The sequence below is a fragment of the Aliihoeflea sp. genome, assembly GCF_052435475.1.
Taxonomy (GTDB): domain Bacteria; phylum Pseudomonadota; class Alphaproteobacteria; order Rhizobiales; family Rhizobiaceae; genus Aliihoeflea.
The window spans coordinates 1-18988 of record NZ_JBQVMV010000003.1 but is presented as its reverse complement, the minus strand read 5'-3'; the positions used below and the strand labels follow the sequence as shown (position 1 = coordinate 18988).

Genomic DNA, 18988 nt, shown 5'->3' with positions numbered 1-18988 from the left:
GGGAGGAAATCCATGAGCAATCTCGAACAGAAGCTGAAGTCTGCCGGCAGCACGGTCGACATGCTGCGCAATTCCAAGATCGGCGCCTATGTCTATCCGGTCGTCGCGCCCGAATTCACCAACTGGCGCGACGAGCAGCGCGCCTGGCGCGAAAGCGCGGTGTTGTTCGACCAGTCGCACCACATGGCCGAACTGAAGGTCGAGGGACCGGACGCCGAAAAGCTCCTCTCCTATCTGGCGATCAACTCGTTCAAGAATTTCACACCGGGCAAGGCGAAGCATTTCGTCCCGGTGACGCCGGAAGGCTACGTCATCGGCGACGTGATCATGTTCCGCGAGAGCGAGACAGAGTTCAACCTCGTCGGCCGCGCGCCGACGGTGAGCTGGGTGCAGTATCACGCCGAGACCGGCGACTATGACGTCAAGCTGACCGAAGACCCGCGCTCGCCCTCGCGCCCGCAGGGCAAGCCGGTGCTGCGCCGTCACTACCGTTTCCAGGTCCAGGGCCCGAATGCGCCGGCGATCCTCGAAAAGCTCAACGGCGCCCCTGTGCCGGAGATCAAGTTCTTCAACATGGACTGGATCAACGTCGCGGGCAAAAAGGTGCGCGCTCTGCGGCACGGCATGGCGGGCGTGCCCGGCCTCGAACTCTACGGCCCCTATGAGGATTACGACGTCATCCGCGACGCCATCATCGCGGCCGGCGAGGAGCATGGGCTTGTCGCAGTCGGCAGCCGCGCCTATGCGACCAACACGCTCGAATCGGGCTGGATTCCCTCGCCGCTGCCGGCGATCTACACAGGCGAGAGCATGAAGGGCTATCGCGAGTGGCTGTCGGACAAGAGCTACGAGGCGACCGGCGCCATCGGCGGCTCTTACATTTCCGACGACATCGAGGACTATTACCTGACCCCGTGGGATCTCGGCTACGGCATCTACGTCAAGTTCGACCACGACTTCATCGGCCGTGAGGCGCTGGAGAAGATGGCCGACGGTCCGCATCGCCGGAAGGTCACCTTCGAGTGGAACCCGGACGACGTGATCGCCGCCTTCGCGACCATGTTCCAGGAAGGCGACAACGCCAAGTTCATGGATTTGCCGCTCTCGAACTATGCCTCGTCGAGCTACGACCGCATCATGAAGGATGGCAAGATGGTCGGCCTGTCGATGTTTGCCGGCTACAGCTACAACGAGCGACGCATGCTCTCGCTCGGCACAGTCGACGCCGACATCAAGGAAGGCGACGTTCTGACCCTCGTTTGGGGCGAGCCGGATGGCGGCTCGGGCAAGACCACGGTCGAGCCGTCGAAGCAGATCGAAATCCGCGTGCGCGTTTCGGCCGTGCCCTACTCGCGCGATGCGCGCGAGAGCTATGTCGATAGCTGGCGGAGCCGCAAGACGGCCGCCTGACAGCGTCCAGGAATGAGAAAAGGCCGGGAGCGATCCCGGCCTTTTGTTTTTGCCGTCGCGGATCAGGCTTCCTGCGTCAGCATGACGAGATTGCCGCAGCCGTCCTCCAGCAAGGCGATGCGCACGCCGCTGCCTTCTTCCTCCGCAGGCGAGCCACGGAAAACGACGCCCAGCGCCGTCAGCCTGTCGTAGTCCGCGTCGATATCGTCCGAGCCGAAGGACGTCACCGGAATGCCGTTGTCGTAAACGCCTTCTGGTAGGTCCTGGCGAAATCGAAGCCCGCCGGCTCGAGCAACAACTCCACACCCGACCCGTCCGGATTTTCAACCGTGAGCCAGCGTCCGCCATCGAACGGGATGTCGCGCTTTTTCACGAAGCCGAGCATGTCGACATAGAAGCGCTCGGCCTTTGCCTGATCGTTGACGGGGATCGCGGATACGTTGATGCGGATCACGATGGCGCTCCTTCACTCAAGCGGGAAGCTTGCTCGATGTTGTCCGGGTGGCCGATGCCCGTCTCGATGCGATCCCTCAGGCTGCCATGGATGAGGCCGGTCCAGGCATCGGTGCAGATGTCGAAGCATTCGACGTCGGGAACGAGGCCGACATGGGCGAAGCGGATTTCGGTGCCCTCGCCCTGCGGTGTCAGATCGAACGCCAGTTTCGTGCCCTTCCACTCCGAGACGTCGCGCAGGAAGCTCATCCGGGCCTCGACGATCTCCCAGACGATCCGCCGGCCAGGAACGAGTTCGGCCGTCCGTTGCCGGCTGACATGTAGGTCCTTGTAGCGGTAGGTCCAATCCTGCCCAAGGACATCGGCGTGTCCCTCGATATCAGCACCCCACCAGGATCTCGGATCGACGATCGCGCGGAACGCCTCCAGCGGCGATTTATCGACGGACACGGTCGTGGAAAAATGGGTCATGACGATTGCTCCTTCACACCGAATTTCTGGCGATAGACCGTCTCCAACGCCTGGAAGGTCGACCAGAAGCCGCGCGGCACATCGCTCGACAGCACGTCGATCAGAACGCCCAGATGCGCGTCCCAGCCGGACGCGACGAGCACCATCTCGCCGGGGGCCGCCAGCCGGCGATGGGTGAGGATCAGCTTGACCGCATCGCCTTGCGGGAAAAGCTCGAACGTCACCTCGCTGGTCTGCTCGTCACCGCCCGGCCACAAATAGGAAAGTCGCGAATGCGGCTCGAATTCCGTCACCGTACCGACGCGGACCCTCGGTCCGTCCGAATCGCCGAAGCCTGCCGGCGTCGGCTCGTGCGACAGCTCGCCATTGCGGAAGATGTGATCGACACGGCCGCCCTTGTGCGGCTCCATCATGCCTTCCGCGAGCCATTGGCGGCGCTTCGTCGAGTCGGTCAGAAAATCCCAGATGCGCTCGGCCGGCCCGGGCAGGATGCGCTCGATGCGGACCGTGTTCGGGGCGACGATCATGCCGTTGCCCTCGTCCGGCCGCCGGCGAAGCTGCGCGGCGAGCGCGCCCAGCATCGTCGTCCAGCCTCCGATCGAAGCTTCGCCCCATTCGTCGTAGAGCGCCGCGTCCATCTCATGGATCAAGGTGAGTTCGCAGCCTCTGTCGAGACGCGCGATGTCGACGGTCACGCGGTCGAAACTCGGCGAAAACTGCGGGACGGCGAAGGTGAATACCAGTCGCCGCGGCCGGTCGATCTCGAGATATTCGCCGACATGGCGGATATCGCCATCGGTGCGCCTGTCGACGAAGGCGAAGGCTCCACCGACGCGTGGCTCGTTCTCGGCCACCACGATTTCGCCGCCGGGAACGGTGAAGAGCCATAGCCGTGCCATTTGCGGATCTAGCCAGGCGTCGAATACGCGTTCCGGCGCGGCGTCGAACGTGCGGGTGATCGTCAGGTTTCTGGTGTCAGTCATCGGTCGATCCTTTGTCGGCATCGGCAGCCAGCAGCGCTTCCAGCGCATCAAGCCGCGCATTCCAGAACTTCTCGTAGCGGGCGAGCCAGTCCTGCGCGTCGCGCAGGCGGGCGGCATCGAGGCTACAGCGATGGGTCCGGCCGCGAACTTCGCGCATGACGAGCCCTGCACCTTCGAGCACGCGGATGTGCTTCGACGCGCCGGCAAGCGACATGTCGAAGGGCGCGGCAAGATCACCGACGCTTTGCGGCCCCGAGACAAGGCGCTCCACCATCGCGCGCCGCGTCGCATCGGACAAAGCGTGGAAGACGGCGTCGAGATGGGCGGGCTGAGATTGAACCATATGGTTTAGTATCGCGCATCACCGCCATTGTCAACCAATTGGTTTATTATTGACGTGCGGCGACAAAAAAGGCCGGCATCGCTGCCGGCCTTTCAAATACTCAAGGATGTGGCTCAGGCACCGGGCTGCTTCGTCTTGCGCAGATAGGGCAGCACGGTCTCGTAGTCGCCGAAGCGGGCCTTAGCGTCTTCGTTGGAGACGGCGGCGGTGATGATGACGTCTTCGCCCTGCTTCCAGTTGGCCGGCGTCGCGACCTGGTGCTTGGCGGTCAACTGCATGGAGTCGATCGCGCGCAGGATCTCGTCGAAGTTGCGGCCGGTCGTCATCGGGTAGGTGAGGATCAGCTTGATCTTCTTGTCCGGGCCGATGACGTAGACCGAGCGGACGGTCGCGTTGTCGGCGGGCGTGCGGCCTTCGGACGACGAGCCGGCATCGTCCGGCAGCATGTCGTAGAGCTTGGCGACCTTCAGATCCTTGTCGCCGATCAGCGGATAGTCGACCGAATGGCCGGTCGCGATCTTGATGTCTTCCTTCCACTTGCCGTGGTCGGCGACAGGATCGACCGAGATGCCGATGATCTTGACGCCGCGCTTGTCGAACTCCGGCGCAATGCCGGCCATGGTGCCGAGTTCGGTCGTGCAGACCGGCGTGAAGTTCTTCGGGTGCGAGAAGAGGACGGCCCAGCCGTCGCCGATCCACTCGTGGAAGTTGATCTGGCCCTTGGTGGTGTCTGCGGTGAAGTCGGGCGCGGTCTGGTTGATGCGCAAGCTCATGGTCGTCTCTCCCTTCGCGGATTGTCGTTCAAAAGCCATATGGCGTTGGCGACATCCTAGCGCAACGGCGGAGCCAAGCGAGCAAAATCCGGCTGCGCGAAAGCGGCTTGGCGCGACGAGGCGCGCTAAACCGGCTGAGAGTTGGAAAATCATTTCCAGGCGGCCGATCAGGCCGCGTCGCGAACCTGATAGTCCTTGATCGCCGCGAACGTGACCTGCTTCCAGCGGTCCGCCTCGTAGTTGAGGCCGAAGGCGTGTTGCGCGAGGAAGACGGGGTCTCCGTCGAGATCGCGGGCGATGTCGCCCTTATGCGCGTCAATAAACCTTTGCAGCTCCGCCTTCTCCGCCGCAATCCAGCGGCAGACCGAAAAGCGGGCGATCTCGAAATCGACGGGCAGCGAATATTCGGCCGACAGGCGCTCCTTGAGGACGTCGAGCTGCAGTGCGCCGACCACGCCGACGATGGCGGGCGAGCCGTCCTCCGGCAGGAAGAGTTGCACGACACCCTCTTCGGCCATCTGCTGGAGGGCCTCTTTCAGCTTCTTGGCCTTCATCGGATCGCCGAGGCGAACGCGGCGCAGGATTTCGGGCGCGAAGTTCGGGACGCCGCGGAAGAGGATTTCCTCGCCCTCGGTCAGCGTGTCGCCGATGCGCAGCGTGCCGTGGTTGGGGATGCCGACCACGTCGCCGGCGAAGGCCTCGTCGGCGGTGATACGGCTCTTGGCAAAGAAGAATTGCGGGGCCGAGAGGCTCATCTGCTTGCCGGTACGCACGAGCTTGGCCTTCATGCCTCGCTCCAGCGTGCCCGAGCACACACGAACGAACGCGATGCGATCGCGGTGGTTCGGGTCCATGTTCGCCTGGATCTTGAAGACGAACGAGGTCATCTTCGGCTCGGTCGCATCGACACGACGGGAATCCGCCTCTTGCGCGCGCGGCGGAGGCGCCCAGTCACCGAGCGCCTCGATCAGGTCGCGCACGCCGAAGTTGCGCAGCGCCGAGCCGAAGAAGACCGGTGTGAGGTGCCCTTCCCGGAACGCGTTTTCGTCGAACGGCCGGCACGCCTCGCGGGCAAGGTCTAGTTCCTCGATGAACGCCTCGCGCTCGTTTTCCGGCAGCTTGCCGGCGACGCGGTTGGAATCGGGGCCATTGACCTTCGACCATTCCATATCGGCATCGCCATGACGCACGGCGTTGTCGGCAAGGTGATAGGTCCCGGCGAAGTTCTTGCCCTTGCCGATCGGCCAGGTGATCGGCGCAGTGTCGAGCGCCAGCTTTTCCTCGATCTCGTCGAGAATCTCGAACGTATCGCGCGCCTCGCGGTCCATCTTGTTGACGAAGGTGACGATTGGAATGTCGCGCAGGCGGCAAACTTCGAAAAGCTTCAAGGTCCGCGGCTCGATGCCCTTGGCCGCGTCGATGACCATGACGGCGCTGTCGACCGCGGACAAAGTGCGATAGGTGTCGTCGGCGAAGTCTTCATGGCCGGGCGTGTCGAGAAGGTTGAAGACGTGGTCGCCATATTCGAACGTCATCACCGAAGTGACGACCGAAATGCCGCGCTCACGCTCGATCTTCATCCAGTCCGAGCGGGTCTGGATCTTGTCCTTCTTCGCCTTGACCTCACCGGCGAGCTGAATCGCACCACCGAAAAGCAGGAGCTTTTCGGTCAGCGTCGTCTTGCCCGCGTCAGGGTGCGCGATGATGGCAAACGTACGGCGGCGCGCTACCGCCTCTTCGATTTTCTCGGCCATGTCAGGAATCCGGTTCGTTGTCGGGCTTCTAACAAAGCCCGGCCCCGAGCGCTAGCCCATCGCCTCCTGGACATCCTTCGCCTGCGGGATCGCGGATTGGGCGCCGGGTTTCAGGCAGGCAAGCGAACCGGCGACGGCAGCACGGCGCAGCGCATCCTCCAACTTCATGCCCTCGGCAAGCGAAGCGGCGAGGTAACCGCAGAAGGTGTCGCCTGCGCCCACCGTGTCGACCGGCTCGATCTTCAGTCCCTGCGCTTCCAGCATGCCGCCCTGGACGGCTGCCATGACGCCGGCTGCGCCAAGCGTGACGACGATGGTCGTGCCGGTCTTGTCGGCCATTTCGCGCATCGCCGCGCGGCGGTCGGAGGCACCAATGCCCCTGAGTTCGGCATAGGCGTCGAATTCGGTCTCGTTGGCGACGACGTAGTCGGCGATTTGCAGGAACTCGGCCGCCTCGGGCCGGAATGGCGCCGTGTTGAGGATCGAGGTCGCGCCGACGCGCTTGGCCTCCTCCAGCGCAGCCTTGACGGTGCGCATCGGGATTTCGTGCTGGAGGAGCAGCCAATCGCCCTTTTCCAGATGCACGTTCTTGATGTCGCCGGGAACAAGCGAGCCATTGGCACCGGGCACCACCGCGATCATGTTCTCCCCATCCTTGGCGACGAGGATCGTCGCCGTGCCGGTGGTGGAATGGGATTCGCGTACGCCCGACAGGTCGACCAGCCCCTCGCGCAGGCACGCCAGCGCCTCGTCGGCAAAGGCATCCTGCCCGACCGCGCCGACCATGCGGACCTCGCCGCCGGCGCGCTTGACGGCCAGCGCCTGATTGGCGCCCTTGCCGCCGGGCGAAGTCTTGAAGCCGTCGCCGGGAACCGTCTCGCCGGGGCGTGGCAAGAGGCCGACATTGGCAACGAGGTCGAGATTGATCGAGCCGATCACCGTGATCATGGAATTTGAGGCCTCCGCAATGTCCCTTCGCGAAACGCCTCTAGTCGATTTTCGCTGCAAGGGGCAGCAAAATCGTCATTCTTGGCGCGCATCGGAACTGCCGAAAATCGGGGGCCACTTTTCGGTCCGATGCTAGGTCGACACCTGCCCGGCCTCCCAGCCGAGGATCGCGCGCTTGCGCGTCAGGCCCCAGTGATAGCCCGTCAGCGCACCGGACTTGCCGAGCGCGCGGTGACACGGCACCACGAAGGAGACCGGATTGGCACCGATCGCCGCACCCACCGCGCGGCTCGCCTTCGGCGCACCTATCTCGCCGGCGATGGCTGAATAGGTCTTCGCCTTGTGCATCGGGATTTTCAACAGTGCCTGCCAGACGCGAACCTGAAAATCGGTGCCGATGAGGACGACGCGCAGCGGCTCCTCCTCGCGCCAGCGGGCCGGATCGAAGATGCGGGCGGCATAGGGCGCGGTCGCGCTCATGTCCTCGACATAGGCTGCGTTCGGCCAGCGGCTCGACATGTCGGCGAACGCCTCGCGCTCGCCGCCGGCATCGTTGAACGAAAGACCGGCAAGGCCGCGATCTGTGACCATGACCAGCGCCACGCCGAAGGGCGAGAGGTGCCAGCCGTAGCGGATCGTCAGGCCCGCGCCGCGCGTCTTGTAGTCGCCCGGCGACATCGCCTCATGGGTGACGAAGAGATCGTGCAGGCGGCCGGGACCAGACATTCCGACCTCCATCGAGGCTTCGAGCAGCGGCAGGCCCTCGTCGAGCAGGCGGCGGGCGTGATTGAGCGTGACGGCCTGCAGGAAGGCCTTGGGCGACAGGCCGGCCCAGCGGGTGAAGAGCTTCTGCAGCCCCATCGGCGTCTCGCCGACCTCGGCCGCCAATTCATGGAGCGAGGGCTGGTCGCGGAAATCGAGGCTGATCTTCTCGATGACGCGCCGGACGGTATCGTAGTCGGAGCCTTCCGGCGTGATGTCCTTTTGAAGCACGGCGCTGTGGGCATTCATGGCGATGATCTCCTGATGCCGCGAATATCGCGCGCCGGAAGGGTCGCCGCCACCCGATTCTTGACGGTCGCTCAGGCTGCCTTCTCGATCCTCAATTCGACGTGCAGGCCCGCGGCCACCGCCATGTTGACGAGCGTGTCCAGTCCGAACAGGCCAACCTTGCCGCGGAGCAGATCGGAAATGCGCGGCTGCGTGACACCCAGGCGTTGTCCAGCCTCGGCCTGCGTCCAACCTTCCGCTCGGATATGCTGCTCGAGGGACATCATCAGCGCCGAGCGCAGCTTCATGTTCTCGGCCTCGACCGGCGTGTCCTCGATCGCGTCCCAAACGCTTGTGAAGCTTTCCTTCGTCATCGCTCAATCTCCTTCAGGAGGTCTCGATACCGCTTCGTTGCAAGATCGATGTCCGGCTTGTCGGTAGCTTGTGACTTCTTCTGGAAACAATGCAGGACGAAAACGGAACCCTGAAGCTTTGCGACGTAGACGATCCGGAACGCACCGGCTTCATCCCTGAGACGAATCTCGCCTACGCCTCGGCCGATCGTCGTCATCAGCTTCCAGTCGATGGGGTCAAGACCCTGCTGCACCCTGTCCAATTGGTAGCCTGCATCGCGCCGTACTGTCGACGGAAACGCTCTCAAATCGTCGAGCGCGCTTCCAATGAATGTGACGGTTCTCGCGCGTGGAGTCATGCACGCACAATATACAAGTTTTTGTATTTATCGCAACGTCTCGCAGCTCTACCGCATCTTCGCCGTCGCCAGCGCCTGGCCGAATGCCGCCGCAAAGCTCTCGCGGTCGTCGGGGTTGAGGAACGCGCCGATGGCCACGCGCCGGCCTTCGCCTTCCACCGTCATGTCGGTGATCCCGATCTCGTCGTGGCGGGCGATGCGGAATTTGGTCCAGAACGGGTTGAACGCGTGCGCTTCCGCGCGGCCGGACGGCGCGACCTTGCGGATGTCGAGGCGGGTGCGCGAGACGGCGACCTCCTCGCGGGCACGGCCGGAGCGGTAGCTGGCGCGGAAAGCGAGATAGATCAGCAGGACGTCGAGGCCGAAGAAACCGAAGACCGGCCAGGCGCCCATCGACAGAAACATCCCGCCCATGCCGATCCAGATGGCGACGAGCAGGCCCATCAGGACGAAGAAGCCCGTGCGCCCGAGCGAGCGGTGCGGCGTCAAAAGCGCCTTGAAGATCGGCGCGTCTTCGGCATTTGTGTCGGCCATCCCTCAAATCTATAGAAGCCGCATGGAAAAGCCCAAGACGAAAAACGCCGTTCCGGCGGCCGCCCGTTCAAATCTGCGCGACGCTGCGAAACGCAAGGCGAAGACGCCTGCCCGGCGCACGCGCTACACGCGGGCGGAGATCTCCGAGATTTTCCGCCGCTTCCATGTCCAGCGGCCCGAGCCGCAGGGCGAACTGGAGCACGTCAATGCGTTCACGCTGCTGGTCGCGGTCGTGCTTTCGGCGCAGGCGACGGATGCCGGCGTCAACAAGGCGACGCGGGCGCTTTTCGCCATCGCGGAAACGCCGCAAAAGATGCTGGCGCTCGGTGAGGCGAAGGTCGGCGAACATATCAAGACGATAGGGCTGTGGCGCAACAAGGCGAAGAACGTCATCGCGCTCTCGGAGGCGCTGATCCGCGAGCATGGCGGGGAGGTGCCGGGCGACCGCGACGAACTGGTGAAGCTGCCGGGCGTCGGGCGCAAGACGGCAAATGTCGTGCTCAACATGGCGTTCGGCCAGCCGACCATGGCGGTCGACACGCACATATTGCGGATCGGAAACCGGATCGGGCTTGCGCCGGGCAAGACGCCCGACGAAGTGGAAGACATTCTCGTCCGCATCATTCCGGACGAATACATGCGCCACGCCCATCACTGGCTGATCCTGCACGGACGCTATGTGTGCAAGGCACGAAAGCCGGACTGTCCGGCCTGCCTGATCGCCGATATCTGCAAGTCGGCGGAAAAGACGACATCCGTGCCCGCGCCGCTGGTCCCGATCGAGCCGCTGGAAGAGGCGTCCGTCTGATCAGTTCGAGCTGTAGAGCTTCCAGCCCTTGGTGAACTTGCCGTCCTTCAGGTCGGAATGGGTCGTGACGCGGTTGCGACCGCCATTCTTCGAGGCGTAGAGCGCCCGATCGGCCTTGCGGTAGAGTTCGTCCGGCCCCTTGGCTTCGGAGGCCATGCAGACGCCGAAGGAGACGGTGATCGGCCCGTAGTCGGTTCCCGTCTTGGCGTTGACGAAGGGAGTCTGCTCGACCGTTGCGCGGATTTCCTCGGCCAGGTCCATGACCGCCTTTTCGCTCATGCCGGTTACGATGACGCCGAATTCCTCGCCGCCGGTGCGTGCGGCCGTCACGTTGGTCGACATGGAGGCCTTGAAGACCGAGGCGACGATCTGCAGGATGCGGTCGCCGATCGGGTGACCGTGCTTGTCGTTGACCGGCTTGAACCGGTCGATGTCGGCCAGGACGAGCGCGCCGAACATCGCCTCGCGGCGGTCGACATAAATCCCTTCCATCGCGCGGTCGAAGGCGCGGCGATTGGCCAGCCCGGTCAGCGCGTCGGTCTCGGACAGCTTCTTGTATTCCTCGAGTTCGGCCTTCACCGCCTCCAGTTCGCTCGACTTGTCCTGCATCGTGGAGGCGACCCGGCGTGTACTGTCGAGCGCCGTATCGGTCGCGCTCGACATGACGTTGGCGACCTTCTGCAGAAAGTCCTGGGAAACCGTGCTGCGCGCGCGCAGGCCCTGCGACGTCACGTCGAGGATCTCGCCGTATTTCTCGCGCGACGACCGTTCGCTCCGGAGCAGCAGCAGGATTTCGTCGAGCTTGAGGCTCATCGAGGCATGCGCCGTCTCGATGATCCTGTCGCCGCGCCCGCGGCCAAGGCACCGCTCGGCCATGCGGTCGAAAGCGTCCTGACCCGGTGTCTGGCCGATTGCGGCAATCGCTTCCACCAGTGCCGGATTGGCGCCGCTCAGAGCCTCGTAGACGACTTCATAGTTTCTGGGGAGCGCTTCCAAATGCATCTGGCGCAGCCGTGCGAGCACGTTTGCGCCAATATCGGCCGCAAGCGGCTCGGGCATTTCCGAAAGCTGCATTCGTACGTGACCCCCAAATGCCACCTCCCACGCAAAGCGCGGTCAGCGGGCGGACCCTAAGTCTCGCCTTTCGCTAGACTAACGTAACGTCATTGAACGGTCCGTTAATCGGCATGGAAGTCTGGCAAAGGGCTGATGCCTTCTTGAAGACCCCTGAATCCCCGCGGTCTTTTAGTGACAAAGCTGGAGTCGAGGCAAGAGCATTTCTCACATGGGGCGCCCAAAAGGAGCGCTGTCAGCCGCTGCGGCAAGCTCGCCATCAGCTTGAAGTCGTTCGACAAATGCCGATTCGAGGTGTTTTGGAGGCGATCCGACCAGACGCCGAGCCGATTTGGTGGTCGAATGTGCGAGAACTGCCTTGGTCTTTGCCGAAATTCTGCGAAGGCGCTTCAAGCGAGACGTGGTCAGATCAAGTTCCCGTGAACGAAAAAGCAGGACGAGTGCAGCGAGGTCGTTGTGCTCGCCCAGTCTCTCGCCGAGTTCCTCAAGACGCGCCCGCTTTTTCTTTACCCGTTGCGGCCACAGCTCGCGCAGGAGCCCAAGCTGCGTCCAATGGGCCTTCACGGCTTTTCGCAGGTCGTGAAAATCCTCGTCCTGCGTCTGCGCCTCGGCTCTTTTCAGCGCCCGCTGCGCCCGTCGCAAATTGGCCTTCACGCCCGCAGCGAGAACGGCCGCAGCCGCGTCGGGTTCGGCCGGCAATTGCCAGCGATCCATGTCGAGACGCATTTGCTCGACGCGTTCGAGCCCCTCTTCGATGCGCCCACCAAGCACATCGCCATCGATGACATGCGCGTCGCGCCGCATTTCGAGCCGCGCCTTCAGGGCGATGAGCGCCTTCGCGTGATCGGGATACGCGGCCCGGAGCCGCTCGACCGCCTCGACCAGAGACGCTGCATTGCGAGCGTCGGCGAATGAGCGGGAGAGGTCGCGCAGGCGCGCATTTTCAACGGCGTAGAACGGCTCGTCGGCAGTGCGAAGGAGCTTGAGCAGCGCGCGTGCCTTCTTGATCGCCTTGCGTGCGTCGTGAAGGCCTTCGTCGCGGTGCTCGCGCGCATGGGCAAGTCCCGCGGCGATCGCGGCCAGGTCATTTTGCAGGAGACGCCGCGCTTCCTCGGCGAGCGGCCGCTGCGGGTCGATCCGGCGGCGCGTCATTGCCGACCTTCCGGCAAGCCGTCGCGCACGAGAACGGCATTGTAGTAGCGCGGGTCGTCGGTGACCTCTCGTCCGATCCAGTCAGGAAGCGGCCCGTCATGGACGCGCTCGGTCTCCAGTTCGGCGATCACCAGTCCCGCCAGCCGGCCGTGAAACTCGTCGATCTCGAAGGTGAGGCCCTGCCACGGCACGATATGGCGCTGCTTGTCGATCGTGTCGGCCGCATGAGCGAGGATCGCCTCGGCGTCGGCGAGCGGGATCGCGTACTCGAACTCTTCGCGCGCCGGTCCCGCAGGGCCGAATTTGAGCGTCAGCCACGCATCCAGGCCAGATATGCGCACACGAACCGACCGATCAGGGGCGCTGCAGACATATCCCTGACGCAACGCCTGGACGGAGACCGCGTGGCGGCGCCAGGTGTCCGAAGCGAGCAAAAACTTGCGTTCGATCTCGATGGCCATCGCGCTTCATATGAAACCTGCCGCCATCAAGGCAAGTGTGGCCCGGCTTCGCCGCGAAGCCGGGCCACCAAATTCCGCTCCCCGCTATCCCGCTGACCGCCCGGGGCGAGGGAGAAGGGTTGATCTGCCGTCAGGCGGGTGATGGACGAAATGCCCGTCACCCCGGCAGCACCGCAACGGCCCAAGCACCCTGCGCGGGATACCGGCGCGGCGAATGACGTTGCTGCCTGAGATTTGACCTATTCGGCAGCCGCCAGATTGACGCCGCCGCGTTCGGCGAGTTCGGTCAGCTTCTTGTCGGTGGCCTTTTCCTCATCGAGCGTCTGTTGGAGGATCGCTGCGCAATCGCTGCGCCCAAGCTTGTTCGCCCAGGCGATCAGCGTTCCGTAGCGCGTCATCTCATAGTGCTCGACGGCCTGTGCGGCAGCGACGAGCGCGGCATCCAGCACCTGCTTGTCCTCGACCTCGCCGGCGATCTCGTCGGCTTCCTTGAGGATGCCGTCGATCGCGGGGCAGTTTACGCCCTTCGCCTCGACGCCGTGAAGCTCGAACACGCGCTCGAGCCGCGAAACGTGGCCTTCCGTCTCGCGCAGATGCGTTTCGAAGCCCCTGCGCAGCTCGGGGCTCGTCGCCTTCTCGATCATCTTGGGCAGATTTTTCACGATCTGCTTTTCGGCATAGTAGATGTCGCGCAAGGTATGGACGAAGAGATCGTCCATCGTCTTGATGTCTTTCGAAAAGAGACCCATTCGTCGGTCCTTCCTCGTCTCGATTGGTGGCGGGATTGCCCGTGCCTGATGCTGATCCAACGCCGGTTTCAGGGGCATGTTCCGAAACGATGCCGATCGTGATCGAATGTTTCAGGCCTTCTGAAACCGTGGCATTTACGCAACACTCAAGCCGAAGCCGAATTGTGGCGCAAATGCGCCACCAAACCCGCGCATTTCCGCCATTCTTGAGGGCAGAAATGCCGCATGAATTAATTTTCGATTCATCGGAAATTCATCTGATTTCGCTATTTTGGAGCCATTCGGAAGGGACAACCGACTGGTCAGGGATTTTGGGTCATGCGTATCTGGGCTCGCCTCAACAATCTTCCCCGCGCGCTGCGCGAGTTTCTGCTGCCGACCTATCGGCCCGAGCGCCATTACATGCGTGGCCCCGGCCCGGCCTGCGCGCGCCGTGGCGGCAGTGCGGTCATGCGCTGATTGATGATCAGGTGCGTGTGGCGATCGCAGCCGCCGCGCCGACCATGATGGCCGCAGCGGTGCGGTTCAGCCGCCTGAGTGCATGCGGCGTCGACAACAGGCCCCGAGCCCGCGCAGCAAGCGCCACATAGGGCAAAAGCACCACCATCAGGATCGCGAAGGTCAGACCGGCGAGCACCAGGAAATCGCCGGCGGAGACCGTCCGCAAATCGAGGATGGTGGGCAGCAGCGCCAGATAGAACACCATCACCTTGGGATTGCCGAGCGTGACCACGAGCCCGCTCAGGAAGGAAGCCGCAAAGCCCTCCGCTCGCCTGGCCTCAACGCGCTCCGCCGAAAGACCGGCATTCCAAAGCTTGAAGGCGAGATAGAGCAGGTAGGCGATGCCGGCATATTTGACGACGAGAAAGGCCGTGCCGAACGTCTGGGCGACGAAGGCGAGGCCCATGACGGCCGCCGCCAGATAGACGATGTCGCCAACCGCCAGACCCATCGCCATCGGCACGGTGGAGCGGACGCCGGAGCCCAGCGCGCGCGCAACGAGCGCGATGATGCCGGGACCGGGAATGGCCGCGGCAATGGCGAGGGCGGCGCTGTAGGCGACGAAGCCTGCGAGTGTCATGAGCCGAAATCCGCTGGAAACGGCGCCTTATGACACAAGGCGCGACCAACGAGAAGCCCGCAAAAAAGAAGCGGCGCGGCAGCCACGAAGGCGCCAGCGCCGCTTGCCCGGCCGCGAGACTGATCCGCTACTCGGCAGCCGAACGCTGTGCCGAACCACCTTCCACCGCCTCGATGATGGCGGCGCAGAAGGCGTCCAGATCTCCGGGATTTCGTGCCGTGATCAAATTGCCGTCGCGAACGGTGGTGGAATCCTCCCACCGCGCTCCGGCGTTGATCATGTCGGTCTTGATCGACTTGTAGGACGTCGCCTTGCGGCCCTCGACGAGCCCGGCCTCGATCAGGAGCCAGGGCGCGTGGCAGATGGCCGCGAGCGGCTTGCCGGTCTTGTCGAACGCCTTGACGAACGAGACCGCCTTTTCCTCGACCCGCAGCAGGTCGGGGTTGATCTGGCCGCCCGGCAGGACGAGCGCGTCATAATCCGAAGCGGAGGCGTCGGCGAGCACCTTGTCGACCGGGACGGCCTTGCCCCAGTCGTCCTTGTCCCAGCCGGTAATCTCGCCCGCTTCGAGCGAGACGATTTCGACTTTCGCGCCGGCCTCTTTCAATTTCTGCAGCGGAACCTCCAGTTCCGACTGCTCGAAACCGTCGGTGGCGAGGATCATGATCTTCGATTGACCGATAGCCGGCATGGTGCGTCTCCTTAACTTGAATGCGCGTCCCGAACGGGCGCTGCATCCAAACGTGGAGCATCAGCTTTTGTTCACCATGATCTTGCCGGTGCCGACACGAATTGTTTCAGGTCCCGGTCGAGCCGAAGCCGCCCGTCGCGCGCGCCGTCTCACCGAGATGCGAGCGCTCTTCCAGGCGCGGGCGCACGACCGGCGCCACGACGAGTTGCGCGATGCGCATTCCGCGCGTCACCGCAAACTCCTCGTCGCCCAGATTGACCAGCAGCACCTTCACCTCGCCGCGGTAGTCGCTGTCGATGGTGCCGGGCGTGTTGAGGCAGGTGATGCCGTGCTTCAGCGCCAGCCCGGAGCGCGGGCGCACCTGCACCTCGTATCCGGCCGGGATTTCCATGACGAAGCCTGTCGGAACCAGAACGCGCCGCCCGGGCAGGACGAGCATTTCGCGATCGGCCGGAACGGCGGCGCGGACATCCATGCCCGCCGCCTCCTCGCTCGCATAGGAGGGAAGATCGAGCCCTTCGCCGTGGGGAAGACGCTGGAAACCGATGGTGGGGGAGGTGGCGCTGGTCATGGCGGCCTCTATTCCCCGTCGCGCGCGGCGCGTCAATCGTCGTCGATCGATTCCCTACCCGATATCTCGTCGATGGAAATGCGGAAGAAGACCTGTTCGGACTTGAAGGCGAGCGCCGGCGCGACGGGCTTGTACGCACCCGGCTCCCACCACGCTGCATGACGGCTGAGCAACTGCCACGCCTGATCGCGCAGGCGCTTGAAGCCGATCCGGTCGGGCAGTTCCTCGAACCGGCCGCGCACTATCACCGTGCGCCAGTGCTGCGGCGTTTCGATCTCCTCGACGAGGATGGCGACCCCGGCATCGGCCCGCATTGCCTCGATCTTCCGGCCCGGCATCGAGAAGGCATAGAGATGATCATCGGACCGCGCATAGTGGATCGGGACGACATAGGGCAACCCGGCGCTGACGCAGGCGAGCCGGCCAAGCCGGTTCTTCGCGACGATGTCGAGACATTTCTCCCGGTCGAGCTGTCGAACGATCATCGCAAATCCCTCCGGCCAGCGATGATGCGCCCGAACGAGGGACGTGTCACCAGCCCTATCGGACAATCGGCGGCAGCATCATCGTCTCCTTGATCTCTTCCATGACGAAGGAGGCCGAAACGTCCGACAGCGGCACCTTGGCGATCAGTCGCTGATAGAGCCGGTCATAGGCCTTCACGTCCGGCACGCGGGCGCGCAGCACATAGTCGAGATCGCCCGACATGCGGTAGACGCCCTGGATTTCCGGGATCGACTGGACGGCGCTGCGAAACCGGTCGAGCCAGCCCGGCTCGTGATGGGTGGTGCGCACGAGGATGAAGACTGAAAGCCCGTAGCCGAGCCGCTCGGCATCGACCAGCGCGACGCGGCCGGTGATGATACCCTCCTCCTCCATCAGCTTCACCCGTCGCCAGCAGGCGTTGCGCGACAGATGGACCTCTTCCGACAACTGGTCGATCGACAGCGATGCGTCGCTCTGAAGGGCGGCGACGATACGCCGGTCTATTTCATCGATTTGATAAGCCATATTGGGATGATGTCCCAATATACGACCCTTCACAAGGAATCTTTGGGACATTCGAGGCCGCTTGCCGTGCGATCCTGTGCATCACAAATCGGGGAATCAGACATGACCACGCGCATCGCACGCATCTTCACCGACCATCCGGCCAATGTCGGCGAGACCTATTTCGGCCACATGGCCTTTGCCGCCTGGTTCGCCTCGCGGCTCAGCATGGCGGCCGGCGCGGCGCTGATCCACGCGGTCCTGCCCTTTGCCTTCGAGACGACCGCCAGCCGCATCGTGCGCGAGCTTTACGAGCGCACCTCGAAGCGCGCCGGCACGCACTGACGCCAGATCAGGGTTTGACTCCCGCGCGCCAGGCGTTATGCGTCCTCGCATCAGCCGCTTGAACGCTATCCGGAGAGACAGACCATGCAGGGCGTGACCGTCGTCGACCACCCGCTTGTCCAGCACAAGCTCACCATCATGCGCGACAAGGCGACGTCGACCGCCAGCTTCCGGCGGCTCCTGCGCGAGATTTCGCTGCTTCTCTGCTACGAGGTGACGCGCGAACTCGAGCTGACGACGCGCGAGATCGAGACGCCGATGCAGCCGATGACGGCCCCGACGCTGGAAGGCAAGAAGCTGGTCTTCGCCTCGGTCCTGCGCGCCGGAAACGGCCTTCTCGACGGCATGCTCGACCTCGTGCCCGCCGCCCGCGTCGCGCATGTCGGGCTCTATCGCGACCACGAGACGCTGCAGGCGGTCGAGTATTTCTTCAAGGCCCCGAGCGATCTGGCCGACCGGCTCGTCATCGTCGTCGATCCGATGCTCGCCACCGCCAATTCCGCGATCATGGCCGTCGACAAGCTCAAGGAACGCGGCGCGACCAACCTGCGCTTCCTGTGCCTTCTCGCCGCGCCCGAGGGCATCGACCGCTTCACCAAGGCCCATCCCGACGTGCCGGTCGTCACCGCCTCGATCGACGAGAAGCTGAACGAGAAGGGCTATATCGTGCCGGGCCTCGGCGATGCGGGCGACCGCATGTACGGCACGAAGTAGGCTCTTAACCGCCGCTTAACGCTTCGCCCATGTAGCGCGCGGCGTTAAGCGCGCGGGAGGTTCCTGCGCGGTAGTTTGGGCCAGTTCCGTGCCGGAGTGGCCCATGCTTCGCAATCTCATGCTCGTCGGAGCGGCTGTCGTCGCGGCCGCGATCGCCGTCCCCGCCATCCACGACGCCAATCCGGACCTGTTGCCGGGACTGGCGCAAGCCGGGCTCGGGCGCGGTGAAGCGGACGCACCGCCGACGATCTCTATGCTGGCGCACCCGCCGGCGACCGCGACCGGACGCCGCGTACGCCTCGAACCCGACGGCCGTGGTCACTTCATCGGCGACTTCCGCCTGAACGGCCGCACCGTCGAAGCCATGATCGACACCGGCGCCAGCGTCGTCGCAATCAACACGACAACTGCGCGGCGGATCGGCGTGAGCGTCTCGACCGCTGATTTCAAGCACCCGGTCAACACCGCCAACGGCACCATCCATGCCGCGGCCGCCACGCTGTCCCGGCTGGAAATCGGCGGCATCGTCGTGCGCGACGTCCAGGCCATGGTGCTTGACGACGAGGCGTTGTCGGGGACGCTGATCGGGATGAGTTTTCTCAACGGGCTGCGCAGGTTTGGGGTGGAGAACGGACGGTTGCTGCTGGAGCAGTAAGGGCGTGAGGTTTTGTTTGAAGTTCATGACCACCGCATGCGGTGGTCATGAGACCCCCACTCTATATCCCTTCCCACAAGGGGGGAGGGAGGCCGTCAGCGTAGCGATTGTTCGACAACGCTGCACCTGGATTGAAGAGAGGGCGCGACGCTCACGTCTCCCTCCCCACAAGGGGGATCGTTGCAAAATTGGTTGTTTGTGATTCAGTCGTCTTGGTTTGGAGGCGGTTTGATGAGCGGTCAGCTTGGTTTTGGCGATGGGTGGATATCGGCCAGGGTCGGCCACAATGCGATGTTGGAGCGCCTGGCGGGCGAGGTGAAGTGGTA

General features: G+C 63.9%; 27 protein-coding genes. 6 read left to right on the top strand and 21 right to left on the bottom strand.

Annotation, left to right across the window (positions count from 1 at the left end; genetic code table 11):
- The first annotated feature begins 12 nt into the window (after positions 1–12).
- Positions 13–1410 (top strand): vanillate/3-O-methylgallate O-demethylase, encoded by a 1398-nt coding sequence (gene ligM, locus ACT6QU_RS05655; RefSeq protein WP_444564328.1) that lies wholly within the window; start codon positions 13–15, stop codon positions 1408–1410.
- A gap of 62 nt (positions 1411–1472) precedes the next feature.
- Here ligM and ACT6QU_RS05650 read toward each other — a convergent pair whose 3' ends face one another.
- The 12 genes from ACT6QU_RS05650 to ACT6QU_RS05595 all read right to left on the bottom strand — a co-directional run bounded on the left by ACT6QU_RS05650 (position 1473) and on the right by ACT6QU_RS05595 (position 9371).
- Complete coding sequence (locus ACT6QU_RS05650; RefSeq protein WP_444564327.1) at positions 1473–1637, bottom strand: VOC family protein; 165 nt, start codon at positions 1635–1637, stop codon at positions 1473–1475.
- On the bottom strand, positions 1634–1864 hold the full coding sequence (locus ACT6QU_RS05645; protein WP_444564326.1) for a VOC family protein: 231 nt from the start codon (positions 1862–1864) through the stop codon (positions 1634–1636). The genes ACT6QU_RS05650 and ACT6QU_RS05645 overlap by 4 nt, the downstream gene beginning before the upstream one ends.
- Positions 1861–2334 (bottom strand): SRPBCC family protein, encoded by a 474-nt coding sequence (locus tag ACT6QU_RS05640; RefSeq protein ID WP_444564325.1) that lies wholly within the window; start codon positions 2332–2334, stop codon positions 1861–1863. The genes ACT6QU_RS05645 and ACT6QU_RS05640 overlap by 4 nt, the downstream gene beginning before the upstream one ends.
- The gene (locus ACT6QU_RS05635) at positions 2331–3317 is read right to left on the bottom strand and encodes an SRPBCC domain-containing protein (RefSeq protein ID WP_444564324.1); all 987 of its coding nucleotides are present in this window, start codon (positions 3315–3317) and stop codon (positions 2331–2333) included. Before ACT6QU_RS05635 ends, ACT6QU_RS05640 begins: the two co-directional genes overlap by 4 nt.
- Positions 3310–3660, bottom strand: coding sequence for an ArsR/SmtB family transcription factor (locus ACT6QU_RS05630; RefSeq protein ID WP_444564323.1), 351 nt, complete (start codon positions 3658–3660; stop codon positions 3310–3312). Before ACT6QU_RS05630 ends, ACT6QU_RS05635 begins: the two co-directional genes overlap by 8 nt.
- A 113-nt stretch (positions 3661–3773) precedes the next feature.
- Positions 3774–4433 (bottom strand): peroxiredoxin, encoded by a 660-nt coding sequence (locus ACT6QU_RS05625; RefSeq protein WP_444564322.1) that lies wholly within the window; start codon positions 4431–4433, stop codon positions 3774–3776.
- A gap of 167 nt (positions 4434–4600) precedes the next feature.
- Positions 4601–6187, bottom strand: a complete 1587-nt coding sequence (locus tag ACT6QU_RS05620) for a peptide chain release factor 3 (protein ID WP_444564321.1) — start codon at positions 6185–6187, stop codon at positions 4601–4603.
- Positions 6188–6238: 51 nt separating this feature from the next.
- Positions 6239–7135: a ribokinase gene (locus ACT6QU_RS05615; RefSeq protein WP_444564320.1), complete on the bottom strand. Its 897-nt coding sequence runs from the start codon at positions 7133–7135 to the stop codon at positions 6239–6241.
- Between the two features lie 132 nt (positions 7136–7267).
- Positions 7268–8146: a methylated-DNA--[protein]-cysteine S-methyltransferase gene (locus ACT6QU_RS05610; RefSeq protein WP_444564319.1), complete on the bottom strand. Its 879-nt coding sequence runs from the start codon at positions 8144–8146 to the stop codon at positions 7268–7270.
- Positions 8147–8217: 71 nt separating this feature from the next.
- Positions 8218–8499 carry a helix-turn-helix domain-containing protein gene (locus tag ACT6QU_RS05605; protein WP_444564318.1) on the bottom strand — a complete coding sequence of 94 codons (282 nt, stop codon included), beginning with the start codon at positions 8497–8499 and terminating at the stop codon, positions 8218–8220.
- On the bottom strand, positions 8496–8837 hold the full coding sequence (locus tag ACT6QU_RS05600) for a type II toxin-antitoxin system RelE/ParE family toxin (protein WP_444564317.1): 342 nt from the start codon (positions 8835–8837) through the stop codon (positions 8496–8498). The genes ACT6QU_RS05605 and ACT6QU_RS05600 overlap by 4 nt, the downstream gene beginning before the upstream one ends.
- 48 nt (positions 8838–8885) lie before the next feature.
- On the bottom strand, positions 8886–9371 hold the full coding sequence (locus ACT6QU_RS05595) for a DUF2244 domain-containing protein (RefSeq protein WP_444564316.1): 486 nt from the start codon (positions 9369–9371) through the stop codon (positions 8886–8888).
- Between the two features lie 22 nt (positions 9372–9393).
- Between ACT6QU_RS05595 and nth the strand changes: the two genes are divergently transcribed.
- The gene (gene nth / locus ACT6QU_RS05590) at positions 9394–10179 is read left to right on the top strand and encodes an endonuclease III (protein WP_444564315.1); all 786 of its coding nucleotides are present in this window, start codon (positions 9394–9396) and stop codon (positions 10177–10179) included.
- On the opposite strand, the gene ACT6QU_RS05585 is transcribed toward nth, so the two are convergent.
- The 4 genes from ACT6QU_RS05585 to ACT6QU_RS05570 all read right to left on the bottom strand — a co-directional run bounded on the left by ACT6QU_RS05585 (position 10180) and on the right by ACT6QU_RS05570 (position 13615).
- Positions 10180–11253, bottom strand: a complete 1074-nt coding sequence (locus ACT6QU_RS05585; protein ID WP_444564314.1) for a GGDEF domain-containing protein — start codon at positions 11251–11253, stop codon at positions 10180–10182.
- A gap of 207 nt (positions 11254–11460) precedes the next feature.
- Positions 11461–12405, bottom strand: coding sequence for a CHAD domain-containing protein (locus ACT6QU_RS05580; RefSeq protein ID WP_444564313.1), 945 nt, complete (start codon positions 12403–12405; stop codon positions 11461–11463).
- Complete coding sequence (locus ACT6QU_RS05575) at positions 12402–12866, bottom strand: CYTH domain-containing protein (protein WP_444564312.1); 465 nt, start codon at positions 12864–12866, stop codon at positions 12402–12404. Before ACT6QU_RS05575 ends, ACT6QU_RS05580 begins: the two co-directional genes overlap by 4 nt.
- 239 nt (positions 12867–13105) lie before the next feature.
- The gene (locus ACT6QU_RS05570) at positions 13106–13615 is read right to left on the bottom strand and encodes a YciE/YciF ferroxidase family protein (RefSeq protein ID WP_444564311.1); all 510 of its coding nucleotides are present in this window, start codon (positions 13613–13615) and stop codon (positions 13106–13108) included.
- A gap of 318 nt (positions 13616–13933) precedes the next feature.
- Between ACT6QU_RS05570 and ACT6QU_RS05565 the strand changes: the two genes are divergently transcribed.
- Positions 13934–14074: a hypothetical protein gene (locus ACT6QU_RS05565; RefSeq protein ID WP_173401401.1), complete on the top strand. Its 141-nt coding sequence runs from the start codon at positions 13934–13936 to the stop codon at positions 14072–14074.
- A 7-nt stretch (positions 14075–14081) separates the two neighbouring features.
- On the opposite strand, the gene ACT6QU_RS05560 is transcribed toward ACT6QU_RS05565, so the two are convergent.
- From ACT6QU_RS05560 to ACT6QU_RS05540, 5 genes are all read right to left on the bottom strand, one after another.
- Entirely contained in the window at positions 14082–14696 is a 615-nt protein-coding gene (locus tag ACT6QU_RS05560; protein WP_444564310.1) for a LysE family translocator, read from the bottom strand.
- A 127-nt stretch (positions 14697–14823) separates the two neighbouring features.
- Complete coding sequence (locus ACT6QU_RS05555) at positions 14824–15387, bottom strand: type 1 glutamine amidotransferase domain-containing protein (RefSeq protein ID WP_444564309.1); 564 nt, start codon at positions 15385–15387, stop codon at positions 14824–14826.
- Between the two features lie 106 nt (positions 15388–15493).
- A complete protein-coding gene (gene dut, locus ACT6QU_RS05550; protein WP_444564308.1) occupies positions 15494–15958 on the bottom strand; it encodes a dUTP diphosphatase in 465 nt (154 codons plus the stop codon).
- 32 nt (positions 15959–15990) lie between these two features.
- Positions 15991–16443 carry a pyridoxamine 5'-phosphate oxidase family protein gene (locus tag ACT6QU_RS05545; protein ID WP_444564307.1) on the bottom strand — a complete coding sequence of 151 codons (453 nt, stop codon included), beginning with the start codon at positions 16441–16443 and terminating at the stop codon, positions 15991–15993.
- Between the two features lie 55 nt (positions 16444–16498).
- Positions 16499–16969: an Lrp/AsnC family transcriptional regulator gene (locus ACT6QU_RS05540; protein ID WP_444564306.1), complete on the bottom strand. Its 471-nt coding sequence runs from the start codon at positions 16967–16969 to the stop codon at positions 16499–16501.
- Between the two features lie 102 nt (positions 16970–17071).
- Here ACT6QU_RS05540 and ACT6QU_RS05535 point away from each other — a divergent pair, with 102 nt between their 5' ends.
- The 3 genes from ACT6QU_RS05535 to ACT6QU_RS05525 all read left to right on the top strand — a co-directional run bounded on the left by ACT6QU_RS05535 (position 17072) and on the right by ACT6QU_RS05525 (position 18662).
- The gene (locus ACT6QU_RS05535; protein ID WP_444564305.1) at positions 17072–17293 is read left to right on the top strand and encodes a DUF6356 family protein; all 222 of its coding nucleotides are present in this window, start codon (positions 17072–17074) and stop codon (positions 17291–17293) included.
- Between the two features lie 84 nt (positions 17294–17377).
- Positions 17378–18007 carry a uracil phosphoribosyltransferase gene (upp, locus tag ACT6QU_RS05530; RefSeq protein ID WP_024586792.1) on the top strand — a complete coding sequence of 210 codons (630 nt, stop codon included), beginning with the start codon at positions 17378–17380 and terminating at the stop codon, positions 18005–18007.
- 103 nt (positions 18008–18110) lie between these two features.
- The gene (locus tag ACT6QU_RS05525) at positions 18111–18662 is read left to right on the top strand and encodes a TIGR02281 family clan AA aspartic protease (RefSeq protein ID WP_444564304.1); all 552 of its coding nucleotides are present in this window, start codon (positions 18111–18113) and stop codon (positions 18660–18662) included.
- The last annotated feature ends 326 nt before the right edge of the window (positions 18663–18988 follow it).

Bases quoted from the DNA above. Each gene is read 5' to 3' on its own strand.
- ACT6QU_RS05545 (WP_444564307.1), bottom strand. From the start codon at position 16,443: ATGATCGTTCGACAGCTCGACCGGGAGAAATGTCTCGACATCGTCGCG.
- ACT6QU_RS05540 (WP_444564306.1), bottom strand. From the start codon at position 16,969: ATGGCTTATCAAATCGATGAAATAGACCGGCGTATCGTCGCCGCCCTT.
- ACT6QU_RS05595 (WP_444564316.1), bottom strand. From the start codon at position 9,371: ATGGCCGACACAAATGCCGAAGACGCGCCGATCTTCAAGGCGCTTTTG.
- ACT6QU_RS05635 (WP_444564324.1), bottom strand. From the start codon at position 3,317: ATGACTGACACCAGAAACCTGACGATCACCCGCACGTTCGACGCCGCG.
- ACT6QU_RS05625 (WP_444564322.1), bottom strand. From the start codon at position 4,433: ATGAGCTTGCGCATCAACCAGACCGCGCCCGACTTCACCGCAGACACC.
- ACT6QU_RS05610 (WP_444564319.1), bottom strand. From the start codon at position 8,146: ATGAATGCCCACAGCGCCGTGCTTCAAAAGGACATCACGCCGGAAGGC.
- ACT6QU_RS05600 (WP_444564317.1), bottom strand. From the start codon at position 8,837: ATGACTCCACGCGCGAGAACCGTCACATTCATTGGAAGCGCGCTCGAC.
- ACT6QU_RS05565 (WP_173401401.1), top strand. From the start codon at position 13,934: ATGCGTATCTGGGCTCGCCTCAACAATCTTCCCCGCGCGCTGCGCGAG.
- ACT6QU_RS05525 (WP_444564304.1), top strand. From the start codon at position 18,111: ATGCTTCGCAATCTCATGCTCGTCGGAGCGGCTGTCGTCGCGGCCGCG.
- nth (WP_444564315.1), top strand. From the start codon at position 9,394: ATGGAAAAGCCCAAGACGAAAAACGCCGTTCCGGCGGCCGCCCGTTCA.
- ACT6QU_RS05630 (WP_444564323.1), bottom strand. From the start codon at position 3,660: ATGGTTCAATCTCAGCCCGCCCATCTCGACGCCGTCTTCCACGCTTTG.
- ACT6QU_RS05575 (WP_444564312.1), bottom strand. From the start codon at position 12,866: ATGGCCATCGAGATCGAACGCAAGTTTTTGCTCGCTTCGGACACCTGG.
- ACT6QU_RS05605 (WP_444564318.1), bottom strand. From the start codon at position 8,499: ATGACGAAGGAAAGCTTCACAAGCGTTTGGGACGCGATCGAGGACACG.
- ACT6QU_RS05620 (WP_444564321.1), bottom strand. From the start codon at position 6,187: ATGGCCGAGAAAATCGAAGAGGCGGTAGCGCGCCGCCGTACGTTTGCC.
- ACT6QU_RS05615 (WP_444564320.1), bottom strand. From the start codon at position 7,135: ATGATCACGGTGATCGGCTCGATCAATCTCGACCTCGTTGCCAATGTC.
- ACT6QU_RS05640 (WP_444564325.1), bottom strand. From the start codon at position 2,334: ATGACCCATTTTTCCACGACCGTGTCCGTCGATAAATCGCCGCTGGAG.
- ACT6QU_RS05585 (WP_444564314.1), bottom strand. From the start codon at position 11,253: ATGCAGCTTTCGGAAATGCCCGAGCCGCTTGCGGCCGATATTGGCGCA.
- ACT6QU_RS05560 (WP_444564310.1), bottom strand. From the start codon at position 14,696: ATGACACTCGCAGGCTTCGTCGCCTACAGCGCCGCCCTCGCCATTGCC.
- ACT6QU_RS05555 (WP_444564309.1), bottom strand. From the start codon at position 15,387: ATGCCGGCTATCGGTCAATCGAAGATCATGATCCTCGCCACCGACGGT.
- dut (WP_444564308.1), bottom strand. From the start codon at position 15,958: ATGACCAGCGCCACCTCCCCCACCATCGGTTTCCAGCGTCTTCCCCAC.
- ligM (WP_444564328.1), top strand. From the start codon at position 13: ATGAGCAATCTCGAACAGAAGCTGAAGTCTGCCGGCAGCACGGTCGAC.
- ACT6QU_RS05570 (WP_444564311.1), bottom strand. From the start codon at position 13,615: ATGGGTCTCTTTTCGAAAGACATCAAGACGATGGACGATCTCTTCGTC.
- ACT6QU_RS05535 (WP_444564305.1), top strand. From the start codon at position 17,072: ATGACCACGCGCATCGCACGCATCTTCACCGACCATCCGGCCAATGTC.
- ACT6QU_RS05580 (WP_444564313.1), bottom strand. From the start codon at position 12,405: ATGACGCGCCGCCGGATCGACCCGCAGCGGCCGCTCGCCGAGGAAGCG.
- upp (WP_024586792.1), top strand. From the start codon at position 17,378: ATGCAGGGCGTGACCGTCGTCGACCACCCGCTTGTCCAGCACAAGCTC.